This is a genomic window from Sphingopyxis sp. (genome assembly GCF_035998965.1).
Taxonomy (GTDB): domain Bacteria; phylum Pseudomonadota; class Alphaproteobacteria; order Sphingomonadales; family Sphingomonadaceae; genus Sphingopyxis.
In genome coordinates this window covers 81,933-104,730 of the sequence record NZ_DASYHE010000094.1, presented here as the reverse complement: position 1 = coordinate 104,730, position 22,798 = coordinate 81,933, and the positions used below count along the sequence as shown (strand labels likewise).

At 65.0% G+C, this 22,798-nt stretch carries 15 protein-coding genes; 7 read left to right on the top strand and 8 right to left on the bottom strand.

What is annotated here, in order from left to right:
- Positions 1 to 223 precede the first annotated feature (223 nt).
- The gene (locus tag VGN68_RS17140; RefSeq protein ID WP_327478360.1) at positions 224 to 1,135 is read left to right on the top strand and encodes a tetratricopeptide repeat protein; all 912 of its coding nucleotides are present in this window, start codon (positions 224 to 226) and stop codon (positions 1,133 to 1,135) included.
- The gene (locus tag VGN68_RS17135) at positions 1,135 to 1,785 is read left to right on the top strand and encodes an LON peptidase substrate-binding domain-containing protein (RefSeq protein WP_327478358.1); all 651 of its coding nucleotides are present in this window, start codon (positions 1,135 to 1,137) and stop codon (positions 1,783 to 1,785) included. The genes VGN68_RS17140 and VGN68_RS17135 overlap by 1 nt, the downstream gene beginning before the upstream one ends.
- Before the next feature lie 8 nt (positions 1,786 to 1,793).
- On the opposite strand, the gene VGN68_RS17130 is transcribed toward VGN68_RS17135, so the two are convergent.
- On the bottom strand, positions 1,794 to 2,495 hold the full coding sequence (locus VGN68_RS17130) for a sigma factor (protein WP_327478356.1): 702 nt from the start codon (positions 2,493 to 2,495) through the stop codon (positions 1,794 to 1,796).
- A gap of 213 nt (positions 2,496 to 2,708) precedes the next feature.
- Positions 2,709 to 3,950, bottom strand: a complete 1,242-nt coding sequence (locus VGN68_RS17125; protein ID WP_327478354.1) for an FAD-dependent monooxygenase — start codon at positions 3,948 to 3,950, stop codon at positions 2,709 to 2,711.
- 123 nt (positions 3,951 to 4,073) lie between these two features.
- Between VGN68_RS17125 and VGN68_RS17120 the strand changes: the two genes are divergently transcribed.
- From VGN68_RS17120 to ribA, 4 genes are all read left to right on the top strand, one after another.
- Positions 4,074 to 6,386: an FtsK/SpoIIIE family DNA translocase gene (locus VGN68_RS17120; protein ID WP_327478352.1), complete on the top strand. Its 2,313-nt coding sequence runs from the start codon at positions 4,074 to 4,076 to the stop codon at positions 6,384 to 6,386.
- A gap of 110 nt (positions 6,387 to 6,496) precedes the next feature.
- Complete coding sequence (locus VGN68_RS17115; RefSeq protein ID WP_327478350.1) at positions 6,497 to 7,141, top strand: outer membrane lipoprotein carrier protein LolA; 645 nt, start codon at positions 6,497 to 6,499, stop codon at positions 7,139 to 7,141.
- Between the two features lie 455 nt (positions 7,142 to 7,596).
- Complete coding sequence (locus tag VGN68_RS17110) at positions 7,597 to 8,391, top strand: exodeoxyribonuclease III (protein WP_327478348.1); 795 nt, start codon at positions 7,597 to 7,599, stop codon at positions 8,389 to 8,391.
- Entirely contained in the window at positions 8,388 to 9,452 is a 1,065-nt protein-coding gene (ribA, locus tag VGN68_RS17105) for a GTP cyclohydrolase II (protein ID WP_327478346.1), read from the top strand. Before VGN68_RS17110 ends, ribA begins: the two co-directional genes overlap by 4 nt.
- A 110-nt stretch (positions 9,453 to 9,562) precedes the next feature.
- On the opposite strand, the gene VGN68_RS17100 is transcribed toward ribA, so the two are convergent.
- From VGN68_RS17100 to VGN68_RS17090, 3 genes are all read right to left on the bottom strand, one after another.
- On the bottom strand, positions 9,563 to 10,369 hold the full coding sequence (locus tag VGN68_RS17100) for a LytR/AlgR family response regulator transcription factor (protein ID WP_088440075.1): 807 nt from the start codon (positions 10,367 to 10,369) through the stop codon (positions 9,563 to 9,565).
- Complete coding sequence (locus VGN68_RS17095) at positions 10,366 to 11,490, bottom strand: sensor histidine kinase (protein WP_293701544.1); 1,125 nt, start codon at positions 11,488 to 11,490, stop codon at positions 10,366 to 10,368. Before VGN68_RS17095 ends, VGN68_RS17100 begins: the two co-directional genes overlap by 4 nt.
- A gap of 64 nt (positions 11,491 to 11,554) precedes the next feature.
- Positions 11,555 to 12,076, bottom strand: a complete 522-nt coding sequence (locus VGN68_RS17090; RefSeq protein WP_293701542.1) for a winged helix-turn-helix transcriptional regulator — start codon at positions 12,074 to 12,076, stop codon at positions 11,555 to 11,557.
- 268 nt (positions 12,077 to 12,344) lie between these two features.
- Here VGN68_RS17090 and VGN68_RS17085 point away from each other — a divergent pair, with 268 nt between their 5' ends.
- Positions 12,345 to 14,438, top strand: a complete 2,094-nt coding sequence (locus VGN68_RS17085) for a bifunctional (p)ppGpp synthetase/guanosine-3',5'-bis(diphosphate) 3'-pyrophosphohydrolase (RefSeq protein WP_327478340.1) — start codon at positions 12,345 to 12,347, stop codon at positions 14,436 to 14,438.
- A gap of 119 nt (positions 14,439 to 14,557) precedes the next feature.
- Here VGN68_RS17085 and VGN68_RS17080 read toward each other — a convergent pair whose 3' ends face one another.
- Genes VGN68_RS17080 through VGN68_RS17070 form a run of 3 tightly spaced genes read right to left on the bottom strand, consistent with a single transcriptional unit; the run spans position 14,558 to position 22,794 of the window.
- Entirely contained in the window at positions 14,558 to 18,880 is a 4,323-nt protein-coding gene (locus VGN68_RS17080; protein ID WP_414713053.1) for a hypothetical protein, read from the bottom strand.
- A gap of 5 nt (positions 18,881 to 18,885) precedes the next feature.
- The gene (locus VGN68_RS17075) at positions 18,886 to 20,817 is read right to left on the bottom strand and encodes a hypothetical protein (protein WP_327478338.1); all 1,932 of its coding nucleotides are present in this window, start codon (positions 20,815 to 20,817) and stop codon (positions 18,886 to 18,888) included.
- A gap of 3 nt (positions 20,818 to 20,820) precedes the next feature.
- Complete coding sequence (locus VGN68_RS17070; RefSeq protein ID WP_327478336.1) at positions 20,821 to 22,794, bottom strand: heme-binding protein; 1,974 nt, start codon at positions 22,792 to 22,794, stop codon at positions 20,821 to 20,823.
- Positions 22,795 to 22,798: the final 4 nt, after the last annotated feature.

Genomic DNA, 22,798 nt, shown 5'->3' with positions numbered 1-22,798 from the left:
CCCTCGACCCCAACCTTGGCAAGGTTGTGCTCTACCCCTGAGCTACGCCCGCTCTGGCGGCTGAAACCGGTCGGTTCCAGCGGGTGAGGCGGGCGCTTAGCATCGGGTTTTTGAGTCGGCAACCCCCCTTCATGCTTTTCGTATCTTATCGCGGGGGAAGGGTTGGCATATTCGCCGCAATTCCCACATAGATGGTTCGGCATTTTGAACAGGAGCATGACGCGTGGCCACTTTGGGTCTGAACCCCACCGAGAAGGAAGCCGTCGAAGCGTTCCGCCGCGACGTCGTCGAACCGTCGATGACCAAATTGGTGATCCTGGATTTCTGGGCCGAATGGTGCGGGCCGTGCAAGCAGTTGACCCCGATCCTGGAAAAGGTCGCCGCCGATTATGCTGACAAGGGTGTGTTGCTCGCCAAGATCGACGTCGATGCGAATCGCTTCATCGCCAGCCAGTTTCAGGTGCAGTCGATCCCGACCGTTTATGCGATTTTTCAGGGGCAGCCGGTCGCCAACCTGACCAACGCGCGCACCGAAAGCCAGTTGAAGACGATGCTCGACCAGCTGCTCGCGCAGTTGCCGATCGAGAGCGAGGCGACGGCGCGCGCGGTCGAGATCGCGCCGCTGATCGACATGGGCGAGTCCGTGTTGGCCGAGGGCGACGGCGAACGTGCCGCCAGTATCTTCGGGCAGATTCTCGAGATGGCGCCCGACAATGCGGCGGCGCATGGCGGACTGATCCGCGCCTTTGTGCTCGCGGGCGACCTGACCAGCGCGCAGGGCGCGCTCGACATGGTACCGGCCGAAATCGCTGACGATCCGGCGATCGCGCAGGCGAAAAGCGTGCTCGCGCTCGCCGCCGATGCGCCCGACGCGGGCGAACTGGCCGCGTTCGAAGCGGCAGTGGCCGCCAATCCCAATGACCATCAGGCGCGCTTCGACCTGGCCAGTGCGCAAATCGGCGCGGGGCAGCGCGATGCCGCCGCCGACAATCTTCTCCACATCGTTGCCGCCGATCGCGAATGGCAGGAAGATGCCGCGCGCGCCAAACTGCTGTCGCTGTTCGAAGCCGTCGGGCTGGAAGATCCTTGGGTCGCGGCGCAGCGCCGCCGGCTGTCGCTGATCCTGTTCGGCTGATGGGCGACACCGCGCCCCTGACTATCCAGCGGATCGCGATCTTTCCGCTGCCCGGCGCGGTGCTGTTTCCCGGGCTGCACCTGCCGTTGCATATCTTTGAGCCGCGCTATTCGGCGATGGTGCAGGAGGTGCTGGCGCGCGACCGGCAGATCGGGATGATCCAGCCGCGTATGCTGCCCGGTGAAGAAAGCCGCGAGCCGCCGGCGCTGTATGACGTCGGCTGCGTCGGGCGGATCGTCGATGTCGAAGCGCTGGACGAGGGCCGGTTCAACCTGGTGCTGGAGGGTGTGGCGCGGTTTCGCGTCCGCCGCGAACTCGACGTCATCACCCCGTTTCGCCAGGTCGAAGCCGAGATCGAAACCGAGATCGACGACGATGCAGTGCTGTCGAGCGTCGAACGAGCGAGTCTGGAGCGCGAGGCCAAGCGCTTTGCCGCGCGGCAGGGTTATGTCGTCGACTGGGATTCGGTCGGCCAGCTCGACGATGCGACGCTGGTCAACGGCATCGCGCAGGTCGCGCCCTTCGATGCCGCCGCGAAACAGGCGCTGCTCGAAGCGACCCCGATCGACGCGCGCGCCGAGCTGGTCGTTCAGCTGATGCAGTTTTTCGGCCGCTATGACAGCGACGACGGCCGCGCCACGCTGCAATAGACGCGCGCTCAGTTCAGCTTGCGGGACGCCGCGTGGCGCGTGATGTCGGTCAGCGCGCGGCGCACGATGTGGCGGTCGCTTTCGCGCAGCCGGTCTGCGGCGTCGTTTACCCTGAGCTGATCGCGGACCAGTGCCGTTTCGGCGGCGAGGCGCGCCGCGATGCGATCCTTATCGGCCCGCGGAGCGCGCGACAGGGTGGTTCGGCGACGCGCTGCCCATTCGGCAACCAGCCGGTCAGCGACGAGGGCGGCAAGACTGTCGCGCGCCGCTCCTTCAGTCGCCGCTTCGGCGATGGGATCGACCAGCCAGTCGTCTGCGCCGTCGGCCTGTAATGCATCAAGCGACAGCGTCGCGGTGACGTGCCGCCGCCCCGCTGATCGCTGGTCACCGTGCAGGCGCAGGCGCAGCGCCTGCAGCTCGGCGCGCAGCTGCCAGTTCACATAGGTGGTGAAGCGCGCGCGCGCCGGGTCATAGCGCTCGGCGGCACGGTGGAGTGCAATGGCGCACACCTGCGCCGCATCGTCGGCGACATCGCTCAGGCCATAGCTGCGGGTGAAATAGCGGATGCGCGGCGCCGCCAACGCCGCCAGCCGCGCAAATGCCCGATCGGCGAGTGCCCGCGCTCGCGCGCCCGGCGCCGCGTCGAGCGCGGTTCGTGCCTGGATATAGTCTTTCACAGCTGTTTCGAGCGCGTCGCTTTTTGCCGACATGGTCCGTCCCCATCGTGCCGCGGCGGGGGTGCCGCTTGGGCCGGGATAGGGAAAGATGATGAGCGGCAGACTGATGGTGGGGTAGGTAGAAATACCTATATGGGGTTCCCCATTTGCCGTTCGTGTCGAGCGAAGTCGAGACACCCATCGACCTGACTCGGCCCCGCAGCGTGTTTCGACTTCGCTCGACATGAACGGACTGGTGGGTTGGGCCTAGACCTCGGCCCCGGCGAGCAACCTTGGCAGATCGCCCGCCTCGCCGCGCGCTTCGTCCATGAAGAAGCGCTTGAGCAACGGCAGGCGCTGGACCGCGCCCAGCCCGGTGCGCCGGACCGCGGCGGCGGTGCGGCCGGGGATGCCGAACAGGCGAGTCAGCCCGTCGGTGGCGAGGCTGACCATCATGTTATCGAGCCCGCGCCAGCGCTGATAGCGCGCGAGCAAGGCCGCATCGCCGAGGTCGAGCCCGAGCCGGGCGCCCTCGACGAGCACTTCGGTCAGCGCCGCGACATCGCGCAGGCCGAGATTCAGCCCCTGCCCCGCGATCGGATGGATGCCGTGCGCGGCGTCGCCGACCAGCGCGATACGCTCGGCGACGATCGACGCGCTGTGGTGGAAGCCGAGCGGATAGGTCATCCGCGGCGCGACAAGCTCCATCGCGCCGAGCACCCCGCCCGCGCGCTTTTCGAGTTCGGTGACGAAGCCGCGGTCGCCGAGCTTGGCAAAGCCGGGACCGTCCTTTTCGGCGACCGTCCAGACGAACGCTGAACGGTGCCGTCCCTCGGCGTCATCGACCAGCGGCAGCAGCGCGAACGGGCCAGAAGGGTAAAAGATCTCATGCGCGACATTGCCGTGCGGCCGTGCGTGCGACACCGCTCCAATCAACGCGTGGTGATCGTATGACCAGGTGGCGATGTTGAACCCGGTCGCTTCGCGGGTCGGCGAGCGGCGGCCTTCGGCAACGATCAGCAGCGGGGCCGCGAGCTTCGTCCCGTCAGCGAGGGTCAGCGTGACGCCGTGGCTATCAATGTCGCGGGTCATGACGGCGGCGGGCATATGCAGCCGGACCAGCGGTGCATCGGCGAGCGCCGCGGCGAGCGCGAGGCGGAGCTGGCGGTTCTCGATCATCGTACCGAGCGGTGGATCGCCGTCGGCGGTGACGAAATCGAGATGGCCGCCGCGGCCACTGTCGGGGGCGCCGTCGGCGACCTGAATGGCCCGGATCGGGCAGCCGTGCCCCGCAAGTCGCTCGGCAATCCCCAGCACTTCGAACATCTGCCAGGTCGCACTGGCGATCGCCGACGCGCGGCCGTCGAAGCCAGGGGCGATCGTCGTGATCGGGTCGGTGGGATCGACGACCTGGACCGACAAGCCATGGTGCGACAGGGCAAGGGCGAGCGCCTGGCCGACCAGGCCGCCCCCCGAAATCAGGACATCGCTGCGCAGGGTTTCACTCATGAAATCACCCTAGCGCGCGGCGCGCGGCTTGGAAAGGCTGTGGACGCGCGCGGGGCTGCGCTTGACGGCGAGTCCGGGCCATGTGCATATCGCCGTGGTGTATCGATGGGGACCGTAAACAGCATGGCCAGCCGCAAGGGCGCACCGATCAAGGCCGATTGGCGCACCGTTTTCCGCCAGAGTATCGCGCGATCGCTGGTGATCGGCGCCGCGGCGGCGCTCGGGCTGTTCACGCTGTTTCTGGCGCTCGCGCTCGCGACGTACGACAGCACCGATGCGGCGCTGAACACCGCCGCTGCTGGTACCGCCGCCAACTGGATGGGCAGCCTTGGCGCGTGGTTCGCCGATCTGGGGCTGTCGATCGGCGGGGTCGGGATTGCCCTGCTGGTGCCGCTGCTCGGGCTCTTCGCGTGGCGGCTTTGGCTGGGTGAAGCGCAGCCCTATTGGCCGCGTCAGCTCGCCTATAGTTTCGTCGGTATCTTGCTCGTCGGGCTGGGCGCTGAACTGTGGTCGCCAGCCACCAGCGCGCCGATGCCCGCGGGCTGGGGCGGACTCATCGCGCTGCTGATCGGCGGCGCGATCACGCCGCTGTTCGCCGCAGCGGGCGAACCCGCCGCGGCGCTGATCCGTTTTGCGACCATCCTGCTGCTGGTCACCATCGGGCTGTCGCTGGCGTGGCGCGCGCTGCGGCTGGAGAAAGGGTGGGCGTCGCGTTTCCGTCTGCCTGCCGTCGAGCGCAGCCGCATCGCCGAGCCGGTGCGCGCCGCCGACGATGGCGCCCAAAGCCCGAACCTGATGGAGCGCGTCGTGCGCCCGCGCGCGATCGCAGAACCCAGCGACCGCGCCCCGCCTGAGATCGCCGATCCGGCGCAGCGCACAGCGCCGTCGAAACCGCGGCCCAAGCCACAGACCGAACTGTTCACCAATTACCAGCTGCCCTCGATCGATCTGCTCGCGCCGCCGCCGCCGGGGCCGACCGGACAGATCGACAAGGCGGGGCTGGAGCGCAACGCGCGCCTGCTCGAATCGGTGCTCGAGGATTTTCAGGTCAAGGGCGTGGTCACCGCGGTGCGCCCCGGCCCCGTCGTCACCATGTACGAACTCGAACCCGCCCCCGGCACCAAGGCGAGCCGCGTATCGAACCTCGCCGACGACATCGCGCGCAACATGTCGGCGCTGTCGGCGCGCATTGCGCCGATCCCGGGCCGCACCGTGATCGGCATCGAACTGCCCAACGCGCACCGCGAGGCGGTGGTGCTGCACGAAATCATCGGCAGCGCCTTGTTTCAGGATCAGACCGGCGCGCTGCCGATCATCCTGGGCAAGAATATCAGCGGCGACCCGATGATCGCCGACCTGGCGCCGATGCCGCACCTGCTGATCGCGGGGACGACCGGCTCGGGTAAGTCGGTCGGGCTCAACGCGATGATCCTGTCGCTGCTCTATCGGCTCGGTCCCGATCAGGTGAAGATGATCATGATCGATCCCAAGATGCTGGAACTCAGCGTCTATGACGATATTCCGCACCTCCTCGCCCCCGTCGTCACCGAACCCAAGAAGGCGATCCGCGCGCTGAAATGGGCGGTCGAGCAGATGGAAGACCGCTACCGGATGATGTCATCGCTGTCGGTGCGCAACCTCGCGAGCTACAACGACAAGGTCCGCGGCGCGCTGGCCAAGGGCAAGTCGCTCGGGCGGCGTGTCCAGACCGGTTACGACCCCGACACCGGCCAGCCGATCTATGAGGAAGAAACGCTCGATTATGCGCCGCTGCCGCAGATCGTCATCGTCGTCGATGAACTTGCCGATTTGATGATGACCGCGGGCAAGGAAGTCGAATTCCTGATCCAGCGCCTCGCGCAAAAGGCACGCGCCGCGGGTATCCACCTGATCCTGGCAACGCAGCGCCCGTCGGTCGATGTCATCACCGGCGTGATCAAGGCGAACCTGCCGACGCGCATCAGTTTCAACGTCACCAGCAAGATCGACAGCCGCACGATTTTGGGCGAGGCGGGCGCCGAGCAACTGCTCGGCAAGGGCGACATGCTCTATGTCCCGGGCGGCAAGCAGATCACGCGTATCCATGGCCCCTTTGTATCCGACGACGAGGTGCGCGCGGTCGCCGATCACTGGCGCGGGCAGGGCCGCCCCGACTATATCGAAAGCGTTACCGAAGATCCCGAGGACGGCGGTTTCGCGATGGAGGGTGCCCCGGCGGGCGGCGACAGCGCCGAGGACCGCATGTATGCCAAGGCCTGCCAGATCGTCGTCGAAAGCCAGAAGGCATCGACCAGCTGGCTGCAACGCCAGCTGCGCATCGGGTACAACAGTGCCGCCCGCCTGATTGAGCGAATGGAGGAGGAAGGGCTGGTCAGCCCGCCCAACCATGTCGGCCGCCGCGACGTGCTGACCGATCAGTACGGCCAGCAGCGATGAGGAGCCTTCGCCCGTCTCGCGGTTTGAACGGCGTCTGACGAGCAGGTTCACGGCGGGTTCAATGCCTATCTGCGATGAGCCGAGCGAATATAGAACAGAATGAGAGTCCCATGATCCTGAAGAATCCCTTCACCCGCCTTGCCGCCTGGACGCTGACGCCCTTGGCCGTCGCCGGGCTTGCGGTCGGCGTTCCCGCCATCGCGCAGTCATCATCGACGCTGGCGTCGGTGCAGTCGCACCTGAAATCGACCGGGTCGATGACCGCCGACTTTGTCCAGACCGACCGCAACGGCCAGCGCCTGTCGGGCAAGCTGACCCTGAAACGCCCCGGCAAGATCCGCTTCCAATACCAGAAGGACGTCCCGCTGCTCATCGTCGGCGACGGCAGTTCGCTGACCGTGATCGATTATGAAGTGCGGCAGGTGCAACGCTGGCCGGTGAAAAATTCGCCGCTCGCCGCGCTGCTTGATCCCGACCGCGACCTGACCAAATACGCCAGGGTCATCCCCACCGGCAGCAACGATGTGCTGAGCGTCGAGGTCAAGGATCCCAAGCGTCCCGAATATGGCACGATCACCATGGTGTTCGTCCGCGACGGCGGCGCCCCCGGCGGTCTGCGCCTGCGCGGCTGGGTCGCACTCGATTCGCAGAACAACCGGACGCGGATCGACCTCAGCAACCAGAAGTTCAACGTCGCGGTCGCCGATTCGGCGTTCCGCTGGACCGATCCGCGCCCGAACAAGCGCGGTCGCTGACCAAAGCTGAACGGAAAATTCAGGCCGGGGATTTTTTCATCAGAAATCTCCGGTCTTTTTCCGCCCAACTGTCGCCCAGCATCGACGAACTGCAAAATCGGCGCTCCGCCGCCGTTTTTCGTTCAGCTTGGCGACAGGGAGGCGGGGCTATTTCAGCTCTCGAAGACGCCAACACGGCCCCGGATTTGGGTTTCCCCCTGTTGCCCCACCCGGATTGCCCGGTGTCTTCTTTCAAGAGCGTGACGAACGCTGACCTTGAACCCCCGTTCCACCGCCCCTGGGACGGGGGTTTATGATTCCCGGCGTTTTTTTGCCGCTAACGCGGCTTTGCGGCACCAGCCCGCTCCCCCACCCAGCCTCCCTACAGCGTATCCTGAAATGGGAGGCTGGGTGGGGGAGCGGGCTGGTGCCGCAATCGCATTGCGAACAATGCGTGGCGCCGATAGAGCCAGCGCATGACTCGCACCAGCATCGCTTCGTGGAATATCAACAGCGTCCGCGCCCGCATCGGCATCGTCGAAAAATTCCTGCGCGAAGAAGCCCCCGACATCCTGTGCCTGCAGGAAACCAAGGTCGAATGCGGCACCTTTCCGCAGGACATGTTCAGGGCGCTGGGTTACACACACATCGTTACCCACGGTCAGCGCATGCACCACGGCGTCGCGATCGTCAGCAAGGTGCCGCTGGCCGATGTCCGCAAATATGACTGGCAGGCAAATGGCGAGGCGCGCCATGTCGGGGTGACCTTGCCGTCGGGGGTGCGGCTCGACAATGTCTATATCCCCGCAGGCGGCGACATTCCTGATCGTAATCTCAACCCCAAATTCGGTCAGAAGCTCGACTTTTTTGGCCGCATGACCGAATGGTCCGGGGCGCTGAACGGCACCCCCACCGTGCTGACCGGCGACTTCAACGTCGCCCCGCTCGAATGCGACGTGTGGAACCACAAGGCGCTGCTCGACGTCGTCAGCCACACGCCGGTCGAAGTCGAAACGCTGGCGCGGTTGCAGGCGGCGTCGAACTGGGTTGACCTCGGTCGCCATTTCATTGCCGCGCCGACGCCCTTGTTCACCTGGTGGAGTTACCGCGCCAAGGATTGGGAGGCGTCGAACCGCGGTCGACGCCTCGACCATATGTGGGTCACCCCCGACCTGCTCGACAAGGCGGTGTCGCACCGCATCGTCCAGCCAGCGCGCAGCTGGGAGCGGCCGTCGGACCATATCCCGCTGGTGACGGAATTTGCCTTTTGAGCGACGCCGACCATAGAGGCGCCCGCCGCGCCGCGCGCGCGATCGACGCGCTGCGGCGCGGCTGGCCCTTTCGCGTCGAAGGTGCGGGGGGCGCGCTCGACCTGCTCGCGGTCGAAAGCGCACGCGACGACGCGCTCGCCGAATTCGCCAGCCACGATGTCCTGCTGTCGGGCGAACGGGCGGTGACGCTGAAACTGACGAACCAGCGCGTCGCGGCGACGCCGGGTCCGGTGCGCCTCGCCGCAGCCGCCAGCACGGTCACCGCGGCGCTGGCGATAGCCGACCCGGCGCTCGACCTCGCCCACCCGCTCAAAGGGCCGTTTCGTACTATCCCGACCGGCGGTGACGACGCCGCCGCCGCCGTGATGACGATGGCGCGCCACGCTGGCCTGCTCCCGGCCTTTTTTGTGCGCGAAGCGGTCGGCGAGGCGGAGACACGGTGCACCGCCGACGATGTTGCGGCGCTCCTCGACCCGGCCCGCCTTCAGATCGCCGCACGCGCGCGCCTGCCCGTGGCGGCGAGCGAAACTGCCGAAATCATCGCTTTCCGCTCGCCCGAGGAAGCTTCCGATCATGTCGCGCTGGTCATCGGCCAGCGCGACGGAAATCCGCCGGTGGTGCGCCTGCACAGCGAATGCCTGACCGGCGACGTGCTGGGGAGCCTGAAATGCGATTGCGGGCCGCAGCTCCACGCCGCGCTGCACGCGATGGCTGATGCGCCGTGGGGGGTGCTGCTCTATCTGCGGCAGGAGGGACGTGGCATCGGCCTGGTCAACAAGCTGCGCGCCTATGCGCTGCAGGATCAGGGCTATGACACCGTCGATGCCAATCTGCGGCTGGGTTTTCCGGTCGAGGCGCGCGATTTTGCAATCGCGGGACGGATGCTGGAACTGCTCAACATCCCGCGCATCCGGTTGATGACCAACAACCCCGAAAAGGTCGCGCGGCTGGAAAAAGAAGGCGTCGCGGTGGTCGAGCGACTGCCGCTAGCATTGCCGACCAACAAGTTTAACGAGCAATATCTCGCGACGAAGCGCGACAGGACGGGGCACCAGCTTTAGCCGACCTCGTCATTGCGAGGAGCGACGCGACGCGGCAATCCAGAGCCCGGCGTAAACTGCTCTGGATTGCTTCGCTTCGCTCGCAATGACGTCGATTATTATTGCAGAACTTAATGTACGAACCGCGCCACCACATCGCGGTAGCTGCGGCTGACCTTCACCTGCGCGCCCGATCCGAGCACCAGGAAACATTCGCCATTGGTGTGCGGCTTCACCTGCTTGACCTGTGACAGGTTGACGATCGTCGAGCGGTGAACGCGCTGGAAATTGCGCGGATCGAGCCGCTTTTCCAGATCCTTCATCGTCTCGCGCAGGATCAGGCTGTTGTCGGCGGTGTAGATGCACATATAGTCGCCCGCGGCATCGATGCGTTCGATGCTGTCGACATCGACGCGGAAAATCTGGCCGCGATCCTTGATGTTGATCATCTTTTCATAGCGATCGGCGGCGTGCGCGTCGGGCTGCGTCTCGGCGTCATAATCGTCAACCGCATCGGGGGCGACCTCGGCCAACACCGTTTTCAGGCGTTCGACCTCGGCCACGCCGCGCTTTTCGGTGAGGCGCTGGCGCACCCGGTCGAGCGCATCGGCGAGCCGCTCGGGTTCGACCGGCTTGACCAGATAATCGACCGCCTGCGCTTCGAAGGCGCGGATCGCATGATCCGAGTAGGCGGTGACGAAAACGACGAGGGGCGGTTCGACCTCCATCAATCCCTGAATTACCGAAAAGCCATCGAAACCCGGCATCTGGATGTCGAGAAAAACGAGGTCGGGTTTGTGGGTCTTGATCTTGCGGATCGCCTCGCGGCCATTTTGCGCGGTGTCGACGATTTCGACATCGGTGTGCGGCTCCAGCCGCAGTTGCAGGCCTTGGGTGGCCAGTTTTTCATCATCCACCAGAATGGTTCTGATCGTCATGTCCGTTCGGTTCCAATCGTCATTTGCCCATCGGGCTGAAACGGAAACTCGATAACCACCGTGAATCCGCCGTCAGCGCCGCGTTGGGCATCGAACCGGTGCTGGTCGCCGAAAGCCTGCGCCAGACGGTCCCTGATATTGGCTAAACCCACGCCGGTCGATTCCGTTGCAAGACTGGTGGTGGGGTCGCCGCCATCGGCTGGCAATCCCGTGCCGGTGTCGGACACGATAATCCGAACATTTTGACCGGCCAGCTGTGCGGAAATCGTGATATCGGCGCCGTCCTCCTGCGGCGTCACCGCATATTTGATCGCGTTTTCGACCAGGGGTTGCAGGAGCAGCGAGGGCAATCGGGCGCGCGCGACCACCGGATCGATTGCGAAATGCGGGCGCAATCGCTCTTCAAAGCGCATCTTTTCAATGTCGAGATAGAGCTTCAGCGTCTCGATCTCCTGCGCCAGCGTGACCTGCGCCGTCGGTTCGTTGGCGAGGGTGTAGCGCAGGAACGCCGACAGCCGCGACAGCATCGCATTGGCGGGCTCGGTCTGTTTGAGCAGCACGAGCGTCGAAATGCTGTTCAGCGTGTTGAACAGGAAATGCGGGTTGAGCTGATAGCGCAGCATGGCAAGCTGCGCCGACGCCGCCTGCGCTTCCAGCCGGATGACGCGGTCATTCTGTTCCTCAAGCTGGAGGAAATAGTTGATCGCGAAATAAAGCGCCGACCACGCCGCGAGCGACGTCGCGTCGATATAGACCGCGCCGAGGAGCAAGCTGGTGAACCCCGCCTCGCTGTTCGGGTTCTGAATCTGCGCAACCCAAGCGTCGATAAATGCCCATAAGGCCGTGGCGATGCCCGACAGGCCAAAACTGACCCCCCACATCAGCAGCGGGCGGCGGCTGATCAGCGCGCGGTAGCACACCGCCAGGATGAGCGAGAGCGAGAAGCCCGTGATCGCCGAAATCGTCTGCGGAATCAGGAAGGTCAGGGGCTGGCCATTGGCAAGCCCCGACACGCCTCGCAGGCCAAGCCAGGCGGCCCAGCCCAGAATCTGCAGATTCCAGAAGGCGCGGACCTTATTGTCGAAAAAAGGCCCCGGCGAAGACAGGCGAAACAGCGGCATGGGGGTCCGTAAGGTGGCGATGGTCAGCGGCTTCGCGCGCGAAGATGCGTCCCGGCGCGGCCAGTCATTCGGCAGCCACCGGCGCCAGTCCACCCTCGGCGCGCACCCGGGCCTGACCGAGGGGTTGAAGTTCGGCGCGATGCTTCCACAACAATTCCTTGTAACCGATCACCCGGCCATCGTGCGCGGTCAGCGTCACCGGTCCGATCGGCTGTTCGTCGCGCGCATCGACCAGCACCGGGGTCGAGGGCACGCCCGCGCCCCATTTTTCGCCCCATTGGCGCAGCGCGATCATGGCCGGCAGCAGCTCGATCCCTTTCTGGGTCAGCTGGTAACGCACCTTGCGGCGGTCTTCGGTCATCACTTCGCGCGCCATGATGCCATGATCGACCAGCCGCGACAGCCGGTTCGACAGGATATTGCGCGCGATGTTCAATTCCTGCTGAAATTCCTCGAAATGATGCACGCCGTTAAAGGCCGCGCGCAGGATCATGAACGACCAGCGTTCACCCATCGCTTCCAGCGCCAGCGGCAGGGCGCAATTGCCCCCGTCGATATCGTTCAGCAGTTCGCGTAATTTTCCCATGACCCATGCCCTAACGTAAAATCGACCCCTGCGCCAAAAAAATATAGGGGCTTCGTTGCATTTCGCAACGCAATAGATCGGCCGACGCAAACGGTGGCAAGCCTCTGAACGGCGCGCGCAAACCCAGCCCGGTGTCGGCGCCGCCCCGCATCGCTACCCGCCACAACCAATGCTGCCGATCACGGTTATCAAAGTTGCGAAGCCACGCGCGAACCGCGCAATCACATTTCGCATTGCAATTGGGCCGACATGAACGACATTGGACGCGATGCTAAGACAATATGAACTTGTCGAGCGCGTGCGCGCTTATGATCCCGACTGCGACGAGGCGCTGCTCAATCGCGCCTATGTGTTTACCGTCCAGAAACATGGCAGCCAGAAGCGCGCCTCGGGCGATCCCTATTTCAGCCACCCGGTCGAAGTGGCGGGGATCTTGACCGACCTACACCTTGATTGCGAAACGATCGTCACCGCGCTGCTCCACGATACGCTCGAAGACACGCTGGCTACCCCCGAAGAGGTAGAGCAGCTGTTCGGCGCCGACGTCGCGCGGCTGGTCGATGGGGTGACGAAGCTCAGCAAGATCGAAGCACAGACCGAAAATGAGCGCGCGGCCGAAAATCTGCGCAAATTCCTGCTCGCGATGTCCGACGACATTCGGGTGCTGCTGGTCAAGCTCGCCGATCGGCTGCACAATATGCGCACGCTGCATTTCATCCAGAATCCCGACAAACGGCGGCGCATCGCCAAGGAGACGATGGATATCTATGCCCCGCTCGCCGAGCGGATCGGCATGTATGAATATATGCGCGAGATGCAGCTTCTGGCGTTCAGCGAGCTTGAACCCGAGGCCTATGCCACGATCACTGGCCGCCTCGCGAAGCTGAGCGCGGGGGGCAAGGACAAGGTCGCCGCGATCAGCCGCGATTTCAAGGACCTGCTCGCCGGGGCGGGGATCGAGGCCGAAGTGTCGGGGCGCGAGAAGCACCCCTATTCGATCTGGCGCAAGATGCAGGAACGCCATGTCAGTTTCGAACAGGTCACCGACATCATCGCGTTTCGCATCGTCACCCCGACCGACGCCGATTGCTACGCCGCGCTGGGGCTGATCCACCGCAAGTGGAAAATGGTCCCGGGCCGGTTCAAGGACTATATCTCGACCCCCAAGCGCAACGGCTATAAATCGCTGCACACGACGATCATGCACCAGCAGAATATGCGGATCGAAATCCAGATCCGCAGTCTGGACATGCACCAGCAGTCCGAGTTCGGTTTCGCCGCGCATTGGGCGTATAAACAGGGCGGCACCGCCCCCGACGGGCAGGCGGGGTGGATCCGCGACCTGATCGAAATTCTGGAACAGACGCACGATCCCGAGGAGTTCCTCGAAAACACGCGCATCGCGATGTATCAGGACCGCATCTTTGCTTTCACCCCGAAGGGCAGCCTGCACCAGCTGCCCAAGGGCGCGACCCCGGTCGATTTTGCCTATGCCGTCCACACCGGGCTGGGCGACCGCACCGTCGGCGCCAAGGTCAACGGGCGGCTGGTGCCGCTCCGCACCCAGCTCAACAACGGCGACACCGTCGAAATCCTGTCGTCGGACAAACAGACCCCGCAGCCAGCCTGGCTGGGCTTTGCGGTCACCGGTAAGGCGCGCGCCGCGATCCGCCGCCATGTGCGGTCAAAGGAAAAGGTCGAACTCGCCGCACTCGGCCGCAAGATGTACGACGAAATCGTCGCGCGCCTGCCGAACAAGGTCGGCGACAAGGCGCGCGCCGCGGCGCTGACCCGGCTCAAGCTCGACAGCGACGCCGCGCTGTATGTGGCGATCGCCAAGCAGCGGCTGACCGACAATATGGTGCTCGAAGCCCTCGTCCCCGGCATCACCGCCGAGATGAAGGCCAAGCCCGGCAAGTTTGGACAGGGCGCCGCGGTGTCGATCGCCGGTCTGACCCCCGGCGTCGCGTACCAGCTCGCCGATTGCTGCCACCCCGTCCCCGGCGACCGCATCGTCGGGCTGGCGCGTCCGGGCGAAGGGATCGAGGTGCATGTCATCGACTGCCCGAGTCTCGCCGATGGGGTCGATGCCGACTGGATCGACTTGAGGTGGCAAGAGGACAGCGAGGGCGGCAACGCGCGGCTGTGCATCGTCATCCTCAACGAACCCGGCACGCTCGCCGAAATGTCGGGCATCCTCGCCGCCAATTCGGCGAACATCACCAATTTGCGGCTGTCGAACCGCGAGGGGGGTTTCCACACCTACGACGTCGTCGTCGAAGTGCGCGACGTCCATCATGTGATGCGGATATTGTCGGCGCTGCGCGCGTCGGACACAGTGGTGCAGGCCGAGCGGCAGTAGGCGTTCGCCCTGCCTCCCAATTCCGTCATCCCGGCGAAGGCCGGGATCTCACCCTCGCATTCCGTCGCACCGGAGAGATCCCGGCCTTCGCCGGGATGACGGGATCATAAGGTCGCGGATTAATTCGCGTATAGCAACGGCGGCCGCCAGCCACTCTGATCGACCTCGTCGCGGACCTTGTACACCAGCCCTTTGCTGTTCAGGAACAGCTTCTCCATTTCGGGCCGGGTGAACGGCCGCGAGCCCAGCCGCCCGAACACCGCCATCTGGCCACCGGTCTCGTCGACCCCGCGGTCACGGTCGAGCCCCTTCGACAGCGCGAGCGCCGGCGACGGGGTCTTGGCCCAGGCGATCAGTTCGGGGGTCGGTTTGGGCGAGAAGCCATAGAGGCCCGGATTGTCGGGGCTGGTCAGTTGGATCACCTTGATCCCGCCGCGCCCGTCGGCGACATAACCGAACAGCGACGCATTGGTCGAGGCAACGATGACATCCTCAGCATCGGTCATGGTGCCGCCAAAGGTCAGTCCCGGCCACACGATCGGCGCCGCGGGGCGCGTGACATCGACGATGACGAGGCCATCCTGCTTGGCCGCGACATACATATAGGTCCGCGCGAGATAGATTTTGCGCGCATTAGCAAGCCGGACCGTGCCTTCGGGCACCGCAACCGGCTGCGCCAGATTGGTGACGTCGAACAGCTTCACCCCTTCGGCATCGGTGACCCAGAGGTAGCGGAACTGCATGGCACTGGCGCGCGCATCGGTCAGCGGCAGCTGCGCGGTGACCTTGGGCGCGAGCGGCACCGTCAGGTCGAGCACGACCAGCCCCGCGTCGGTGGTGATATAGGCGATGCTGCCCGCGAGCGTGACGTGCCGCGCGCCCGCGAGCACATTGCCCTCGTTCCAGGTCAGCGCGCGTTTCAGCTTGTTGTTGCGGAATTCGCCGTCGGCGAGCGTATCGACATCGACCAGCACCAGCCCCTCGACGCTGTCGGTGATGACGGCGTAGCGGTAGATATCGTGCATCACCTGTTCGTGGTTTTCGGGGAAGTCGCGGACGATCGCTTCGTTGCGGCTGACGCTGATCGGCTGCGTGGTCGCCAGCGCCATGCAGGTCGCGTTCTTCGTTTTCACATGCGTGTCATGGCCGAGCGCCGAGAAGGGGGCGCGGATGATGCGTTCGGAGAAGCCCTTGTTGCCGATCGAGGCGACGTCATAGATGCGGAAACCACCCTTGCCCTCCGCCACGAACATATATTCGCCGCGCTGTTGCAGGCAGTTCACACGGCCGCTGGTCCCCTGGACGATATTGGCGAACTCCTCGAGCGCCTGCGTCTCGCCCGACCCCTTTTTGTCGAAAATCTTGCCGCGCACCCAATTCTTGAGCTCGCGGCCGTTCTGGTCGACGTGCAGCCGCCAGTAATCGGGGTAGCTATATTTGTGCAGATAGCTGCCGATCACCGCCTGCGGTTCATCCCATTCGGTGACACGCGTCGCCTGGAAACCATCCTCCATCCCCGACCAGACGTTGAGGCCGACGAAGTTCACGAAGTTGGTGCCGAGGAGCATCAGCTGCGACATGATCGCATTATTATCGTCGGTGGCGGACACGTGGCAGTCGCTGCACTGCTTGGTTTCCTGGCGGCGCACCGTGTGCGGGAAATGCGGGGCGAAGGCTTGGCTGGAATAGCCCGCCGACGAGATCGGCGGCTGCTGCACATAGATGCGTTCGCGGTTGATATTGGTCGATGACAGGATCAACGCCGAGGTCGAACGCACCGGCGTGATGATGCCGCGCACCTCGCCGTTCGGGCCGGGTTCGCCGGGCTTGGTCAGCTGGTGACGGCCAAGCTGGAACATCTCGTCGCGCGCGACCTGCGGGTTGTAGGTCGCGAAATTGCGCGTCTCTTCCCCCTCGAAATGGTGCATCTTGGTTTTCCAGTTCGCCTCGATCGGCAAATGGCAACCGCCGCAACTCGTGGTCCACGACAGGTGGCAGGTGAAGCAGGTCAGCTTGTCATCGCCATGCGCGCGGTCTTCCTTCGCGACACCCGGTCCCCATTCATACTTGCCGTCGTCGCTGCCCGCGCGCGCCATCAGCTTGGCGCGCGCCGCCTTGGCGTTGAATTGGGGGCCCGGCGTCACCGACTGTTTTACCAAGCTAACCTGCCATTCGAGTTTCGGATCGACGATCGACCGCTGGATCAGGCCGATCACCTCGGCATCATCATTATACTGGAATTCGAAGCGGCGGCGCCCGTCGGGATTGCGCAGCAGCGCGAGGTTATTGCCCTGCGGCCGCGCCGCGACGTTCGAGGTGAGGAGATTGGGGAACGCATCGGCGGTGCCGTGGCAATCCTTGCAGCTGATTTCGACCGCGTTGGCGACTTCGCCCTGGATATAGCCATTGCCGTGGCTGTCCTGCGCGAAATGGCAGTCGGCGCATTGCATGCCCTTTTCGGCGTGGATGTCCATCATATGGACCGACTTGCCGGGGTTGATGCCGGGCGGAACAAACTTGCCCTCGACCCCCGGTTTGCCGGGGTCGGCACTCGACAGGCAGAGGTCGCGTTCCTTGGGATCGGTGTAATGGCTACAGCTTTTGCGCCATTTTTCGGGATCTTTGGGATCGATGATGTTCGCGGCATCGGTACCATAGGTCGACATATTGCCGTCGGCGTTCAGCAGATTGCCGTTGCGGTCGCGCTTGAAGATGCCGCGGAAGTTCCAGCCATGGCCGTGGTAGTCGGCGAACTGGGTGTCCTTGTTGCTGTCGTTGACGTCATAGACGTCGCGCAGGAATTCGACATCGGCCCACAATCCGCGCGTCGCCGCGGCTTCGGGATTGCGTTCCAGCACCTTGTGGGCCTCGGCCGCGGTCGGATAGCGCTGCTGCTTATATGTCTTCTGATATTCCGCGTCGCTCATCCCGGGCGGGCGCGGCGCCGTGTTGTCGGGGCCCGGCCACATCTGCGGCGCGTCGGACTCATAATCCCACATCGTGTAGCCGAGGTACGAGTTCAGGAAGATGTTCGGCTGGTGCATGTGGCACGTCATGCACTGCGACGTCGGGATCGCGCGGGTGAAGGCGTGGCTGATCGGATGCCCCGATTCGCGGCGCGGGCGCGGCTCGCGCTGCGGCGCTCCGGCGGTCGCAGCGGCGGGGTCGATCAACCCGCCATGCCCGGTCCCGCCGACAAAGCCGTCGTCGGGCGCCATATGCGAGGTGTCGGCATGACCGTCGCCCGCGGGCTTCTTGTCGCCGCCATGCGCATCGCCCGCCCATAATTTTTCGCGGATCGTCGGATCGACGGTGTCGGTTTCGCCGTCGCGGCCGAACTTGGCATAGGTCAGGCTGTGCCGCGGCTCGCGGTCGTTGGCATAAACGACATGGCAGCCCGAACAGCCCGAGTGGCGATAATCGCCCGGCTGGTCGTTGGTGCCCATGAACCACATCAGCGGATCGTTGAGGCGCGTCTTGTGGATGTTGAGCACCGGGATCGCAACGCGCAGCCCGGTGCCGGGACCGCGGTTCGACTGTTTGAGGTCGGGGCGTCCCGGTTCCTCCAGCCGCTGGATGCTGCCGGTCGGATTGGGCAGGCCGATTTCGGGGAATTGCGTGTTGATATTGCGACCGCCGCGTTCGAACACACGGAACACGTCGCCCGGCGGGATGACGCTCCAGCGCGGCAGCGGGTACATTTTGGCGAGCGCGCCGCGCTTTTTCTCGTCATCGGTCAGGATCTTGTCGAACCCGAATTCGGGCTTGCACGCCTCGGCATATTCTTCCTTCGTCAGCCGCGACGAGGGCGAGAGAATGCAGGCAGGTTCGCCGGTGCGCGTATAAGCCTCGCCGAACACGTAATTTTTATACGGCACGATGCCGTTGTTATATGCCGCGCCGCCCCACAGCATCGCCGACGTCGACATCAGCGAGCGTTCGGTCGCCTCGATCACTTCGAGGTGGCACGCCCCGCACGCCTCGCGTGCGACGCGGTAATCGCTGGGGTTCACGAAGCGGATGAATTCGGGCGATTCCTTGTTGAGCAAGGTGTAGCTGCGCTCCGGGTTTGCCGAGCTGTCGTGCCAGGCGCCGGGCAAGGTCGGCTGCGGATGCGCGAGCGCCATCACCGCCTTGTTCGTCGGATGTTTATAGCCCAGCGAAGGCGTGCCGACCTGGCTCGCGTCGCCGCCGTGGCAATCGGTGCAGCCCAATCGCACCGCCGGAGTCGCGTGCATCGACGGCTGGTCGGTGCGCGTGTGGCAGCTGTAGCAGCCCTCCGACTTCGCGCTGACATCGGCCTCGCTCTGCTCGCGCGGCGCGGGCGGGGTGAAGCGATAGGTGATCTTGAGCGGTTTCTCTTCCTCGGCCGCGCGCCCGACGCTGGCGCCGAAGGCGGCGCACATCGTGAGAAAGGCCAGCAGGGCAAAGAGTTTGCGCATCATCATCAAAAACTCAAAATCACATTGGCGAGGATCGACACATAGGCGTCGTTCTGCTGCTTGTTGTCGAACAGATCCTTGAACCCCTTGCCCGGCAGCAGCACTGCGCCGCTGAGCCGCCCGACGATGTTCTGCGTTGCTTTCGGCCGCCAGATCGTCGCGACCGACAGGTCAAAGCCGATGTCCTTGGGGATCGAGCCTTCGGTGCGCAGGGCCTGCAATGACGAGGTGTTTTCGAACCACAGATGGTTGGCGTTGGCGCTGACGCGAAATTCGGGGGTCAGGTCGAAATCGGCCCCGAGGCCGACAAACACCGTGCCGGGATTGTTGAAGTTCGACTGCCCCTCTTCCTTCGACGAGCGCAGCGAATTGAGGATGCCGTTGCGACCATTGATCGAAATGACGCGGCCGCCGCCGGCGAAGGGGATCGTCTGGCGGATCCAGTAACTGGTGTCGGCGCCGCCGAAGATCGGATTTTCGAAGATCGCGTCGAAGCCGCCTTCGGTATTGTTATACGGATCGCCATCGCCTGTCGCGTAAAGCCCCGAGAGGCGAAAGCGCAGCCAGTCCACGTCGTAGCTGAGTTCGACGGCGCCGAACCCGGCGCGGATTTGCGCCGGTTTGCTGGTGAAGAAACTGTTCCGGTCCTCACCCAGCGCCGCATAGAAGCTCGCTGTCAGGTTAATCCGGCCGATCCGCCCGTCGGCGCTATAGCCCAGATACACGACGTCATATTCGCGCCCGCGCAGGTCGCCGAGCAGCGCCGGACGCACCGGAAAGCCGTTATGGTCGATCTGCACATCGTTCTTTTCGCGGTTCATGTTGTACGTCACGCTGACCTGGCTGGTCAGCCCGACGAACGGGAAATCCTGGCGATACAGGTTGGCGGTCAGAATGAAGTCGTCGCGCGGGGTCTGGGTGATGTCGTTGAGACCGCTGTTGGTGTCCTTTTCGAGCCGCCAGAAGGCCGCGAAATTATACTGGAAGCGGTTGTTGTCGCGATTGCCGAAGAAACGCAGCCCAAGCTGGCTATCGTTGAACAGGAAGCCCCGGAAATCGCTCTGAAACGGCTGGATGCCGAGCCGCACCGAATAGAAATCATAGCGGTCCGACGTGTTGCCGAGATGCTTGTCGACGAACAATTCCTGCACCCCCAAGAACGCGTCGTAGCGATGGCTCGCCTTTGACGGGCGCACGTCGAGCACGCGCCGTTCGGGGACGTCGACATAATTGGCCTGATAGGCGAGGGTGACGCGATATTCGATGTCAGGCGGCTTGAACGCGGTCGATCCCTTGATCAGCGCCGCGCCGACGATGAAGGTCTGGGCAAAGACGAAGCTGCGGTCCTTGCCGAACACGTCGAGGCTGCCCGGGCGTTCGGTGGTCTGGACCCCGACCGGGATCGGGAAGGTGCGCGGTTCGAACACCGTGTCGGACACGGCATTGGCGACGATGAACCAGTCGTCGCCCTTGATCGGCAACCACGGCACCTTGGCCGGATCGATCGCGCGGTCGCCCTTGTAGGTGTTCTGGTGGTAGGGGTCGAACCAGCGTTCCTTGACCACCCCCAGGCTTTCGATCAGGCGCCAGCGGTCGGGAACCGGCAACTGGTCCTCCATCCCCGGAAACGCCTGCGGCGGTGGCGGGCGCAGCGCGCCGACATTGTCCTGCGTCAGCGCGTCGGGCAGGTCGGGACGATAGCCGGGGCGGCGGCGACCCTCGATGATCTGGGTGACCAGATCGTCCTTGACCATATCCTGCCAGTCGACGGGAGGGGGAGGCGGGATCAGTTCGTCGGCGGGCTGTTCGGCAGGAGCGGAATCCCCGGCGATTGGCGGTTGGTCGGGCGCGGGCTGCGGCGGCGTCACTTCGGTCCCCGGGGCGCCCTGCGCCGCGAGGCTCGCGATGATCGGCCAAAGGCTGCCCCCCGCCATCATCACCTAAAGCCCGTCACAGACATTTTGGGTGGCAGAGTCGAGGAACGGCGCGAACGGGCAGCTGATGTAGCGCAGGCGCACCCCGGCGCCGACGCTGACGACGACATTGTCCGAACGCAGCGGCTTGGGTGCATTGCCGATGCCGCCGACGCGCGCGCCGCCATTGTGCGCGCCGAGGAAGCTAATCATGTCATCCTGATCGATGCCGTCGCCGGACACCCCGATCGCGCCGACCAGCTGGTTGCCGCGATAGATGGGGACTGAACCGGGGAAAATCTGGATGCCGTTCTGCAGCCGGTTTTGTACCGCTGCGACGTCGGGCAGGGTGGTACAGCGCGCGGGGGTGTCGCTGGCACTGGCGCCCGAAACGAACCCCAGATGGGCGCCGAGATTGCCGATGATCAGCGCCGACTGCAGCCCGGTCGAGAAAGGGTTGAACTGTGCGATCGGGCGCGACAACGGCCCGTTCGGGCGCCCGACCTCGCCATCGGGGAAATAGGGCCGCGCCAGATTGCCGATCGCGCGGTCGGCATAAGCGACCGTGCCGGTCAGCGCCGCCGGGTCGTTCAGGAAGCTGCGCGTCGCGGGAACGAACTGCCGGATGTCGGCGCTGGCGTTGGCGCTGAGCTCGGTCGCGGCCAACGCGCTCGAGAAGAACGCGGCGGTGCGCGCCTTTTGAAGGCTGACGTCGGTGCCGAAAATCGGCGCGTCGGGCGAGCGGACGATACCGAGCACCGAGCCATGCGTGTCGACAATGCTGATCGTCACCTGCGCGCGGCTGTCGAGCGGGCGGCGGATCTGGGCGCGGGCGCGGCTCATCACCGCAAAGGCTTCTTCGAGCACCGCGCGCGCCTCGGCCTGCGTCAGCGGCGCGCTGTTGGTGGCGCCGTCGGTCCCGGCGCGCAGGGGATAGCGGTTGGTGCCGCTGCCGTTGGTCAGGACAAAGGCGTCGCGGTTCGAAAATTCGGCCGCGGTTGCGGCACGGATGCCCGACGCTTCGCTTCCATAAGCAATGCCGGCCGTGACCGCGGCATTGGCATAGCCGATCACCGCGACCAGACTGCCCGCGCTGCCGTTGAGGCTGGCAAAGCTCGCGCCGCCGCTGGTCATCACCCCGGCAAAGGTCGCGTCGGAAAAGCGCAGGCTGGTCCCGTCAACGGTGATCTTGTCCGCGGTGATCGTCGTCGGTGCCTCGAACCCGCGCGTGCCCGCCAGCGCGATGAATTCCTCGGGGTCGTTGTCGATGTCGAGGATATTGGGGTCGCTGCCATAGACGCCGTCACCCATCACCCCGATGCCACCGACGAGCACGCCATTCTTGTACAGCGGCAGCCCGCCCGGATCGGCGGCGAGGCCGAGCGGTGAGCGTTTCGGGCCGATGAGCGCCGCGCTGCCCGCCGCGCCAAAGCGCGCCGACAGGTCGCTGCACGGTAGCTGGCTGAACTGCACCCCGAACAAGGGGCCGCTCTCCAGCCCGACCGTGGTCGGCGCGGGCGGGAAATGTTCCTGGACGATCTGGCTGGCAGTGCGGGTCGAAAAGGCGTTGCCGCCGCTCGACAGGTAAGCGCCGGTCACCGCCTTGGCGATCGCGCCGCCCTCGGCCGGGAAAGTCACATTCTGCGCGTCGATGCTGATGCCATTCGGCGCCGCGGAGGTGGTCGCGGTGGCGCGCGCGCCGGTCATGCGGAACACGCCGAGCACATTGCCGACGCGGTCGGTCACCGCGATCACCGACGGCAAGCCGCGCGCCTGCGCTTCGGCGATGGCCTGCGCCAGCACCCGCTCGACATCGGCAACGGTCAGCGCCTCGGCGGCGGGCGGGGTGTAGAGACCGCCCGTCGGGGTCGGCGTTGGCGTGGGGGTCGGACCGGGCGTCGGCGTGCTGCCCCCGCCGCCGCCACCGCCGCACGATGTCAGCAGCAAGGCCCCCATCGCGGCGAAGGCCGCCGAGCGGAAGAGATGGCTGTTGCCCCGCATGATC

What these genes read in the sequence shown, in the direction of transcription:
- VGN68_RS17135 (WP_327478358.1), top strand. Translation starts at nt 1,135, where the DNA reads ATGGGCGACACCGCGCCCCTGACTATCCAGCGGATCGCGATCTTTCCG.
- VGN68_RS17130 (WP_327478356.1), bottom strand. Translation starts at nt 2,495, where the DNA reads ATGTCGGCAAAAAGCGACGCGCTCGAAACAGCTGTGAAAGACTATATC.
- VGN68_RS17125 (WP_327478354.1), bottom strand. Translation starts at nt 3,950, where the DNA reads ATGAGTGAAACCCTGCGCAGCGATGTCCTGATTTCGGGGGGCGGCCTG.
- VGN68_RS17120 (WP_327478352.1), top strand. Translation starts at nt 4,074, where the DNA reads ATGGCCAGCCGCAAGGGCGCACCGATCAAGGCCGATTGGCGCACCGTT.
- VGN68_RS17115 (WP_327478350.1), top strand. Translation starts at nt 6,497, where the DNA reads ATGATCCTGAAGAATCCCTTCACCCGCCTTGCCGCCTGGACGCTGACG.
- VGN68_RS17110 (WP_327478348.1), top strand. Translation starts at nt 7,597, where the DNA reads ATGACTCGCACCAGCATCGCTTCGTGGAATATCAACAGCGTCCGCGCC.
- VGN68_RS17100 (WP_088440075.1), bottom strand. Translation starts at nt 10,369, where the DNA reads ATGACGATCAGAACCATTCTGGTGGATGATGAAAAACTGGCCACCCAA.
- VGN68_RS17095 (WP_293701544.1), bottom strand. Translation starts at nt 11,490, where the DNA reads ATGCCGCTGTTTCGCCTGTCTTCGCCGGGGCCTTTTTTCGACAATAAG.
- VGN68_RS17090 (WP_293701542.1), bottom strand. Translation starts at nt 12,076, where the DNA reads ATGGGAAAATTACGCGAACTGCTGAACGATATCGACGGGGGCAATTGC.
- VGN68_RS17085 (WP_327478340.1), top strand. Translation starts at nt 12,345, where the DNA reads ATGCTAAGACAATATGAACTTGTCGAGCGCGTGCGCGCTTATGATCCC.
- VGN68_RS17080 (WP_414713053.1), bottom strand. Translation starts at nt 18,880, where the DNA reads ATGCGCAAACTCTTTGCCCTGCTGGCCTTTCTCACGATGTGCGCCGCC.
- VGN68_RS17075 (WP_327478338.1), bottom strand. Translation starts at nt 20,817, where the DNA reads ATGATGGCGGGGGGCAGCCTTTGGCCGATCATCGCGAGCCTCGCGGCG.
- VGN68_RS17070 (WP_327478336.1), bottom strand. Translation starts at nt 22,794, where the DNA reads ATGCGGGGCAACAGCCATCTCTTCCGCTCGGCGGCCTTCGCCGCGATG.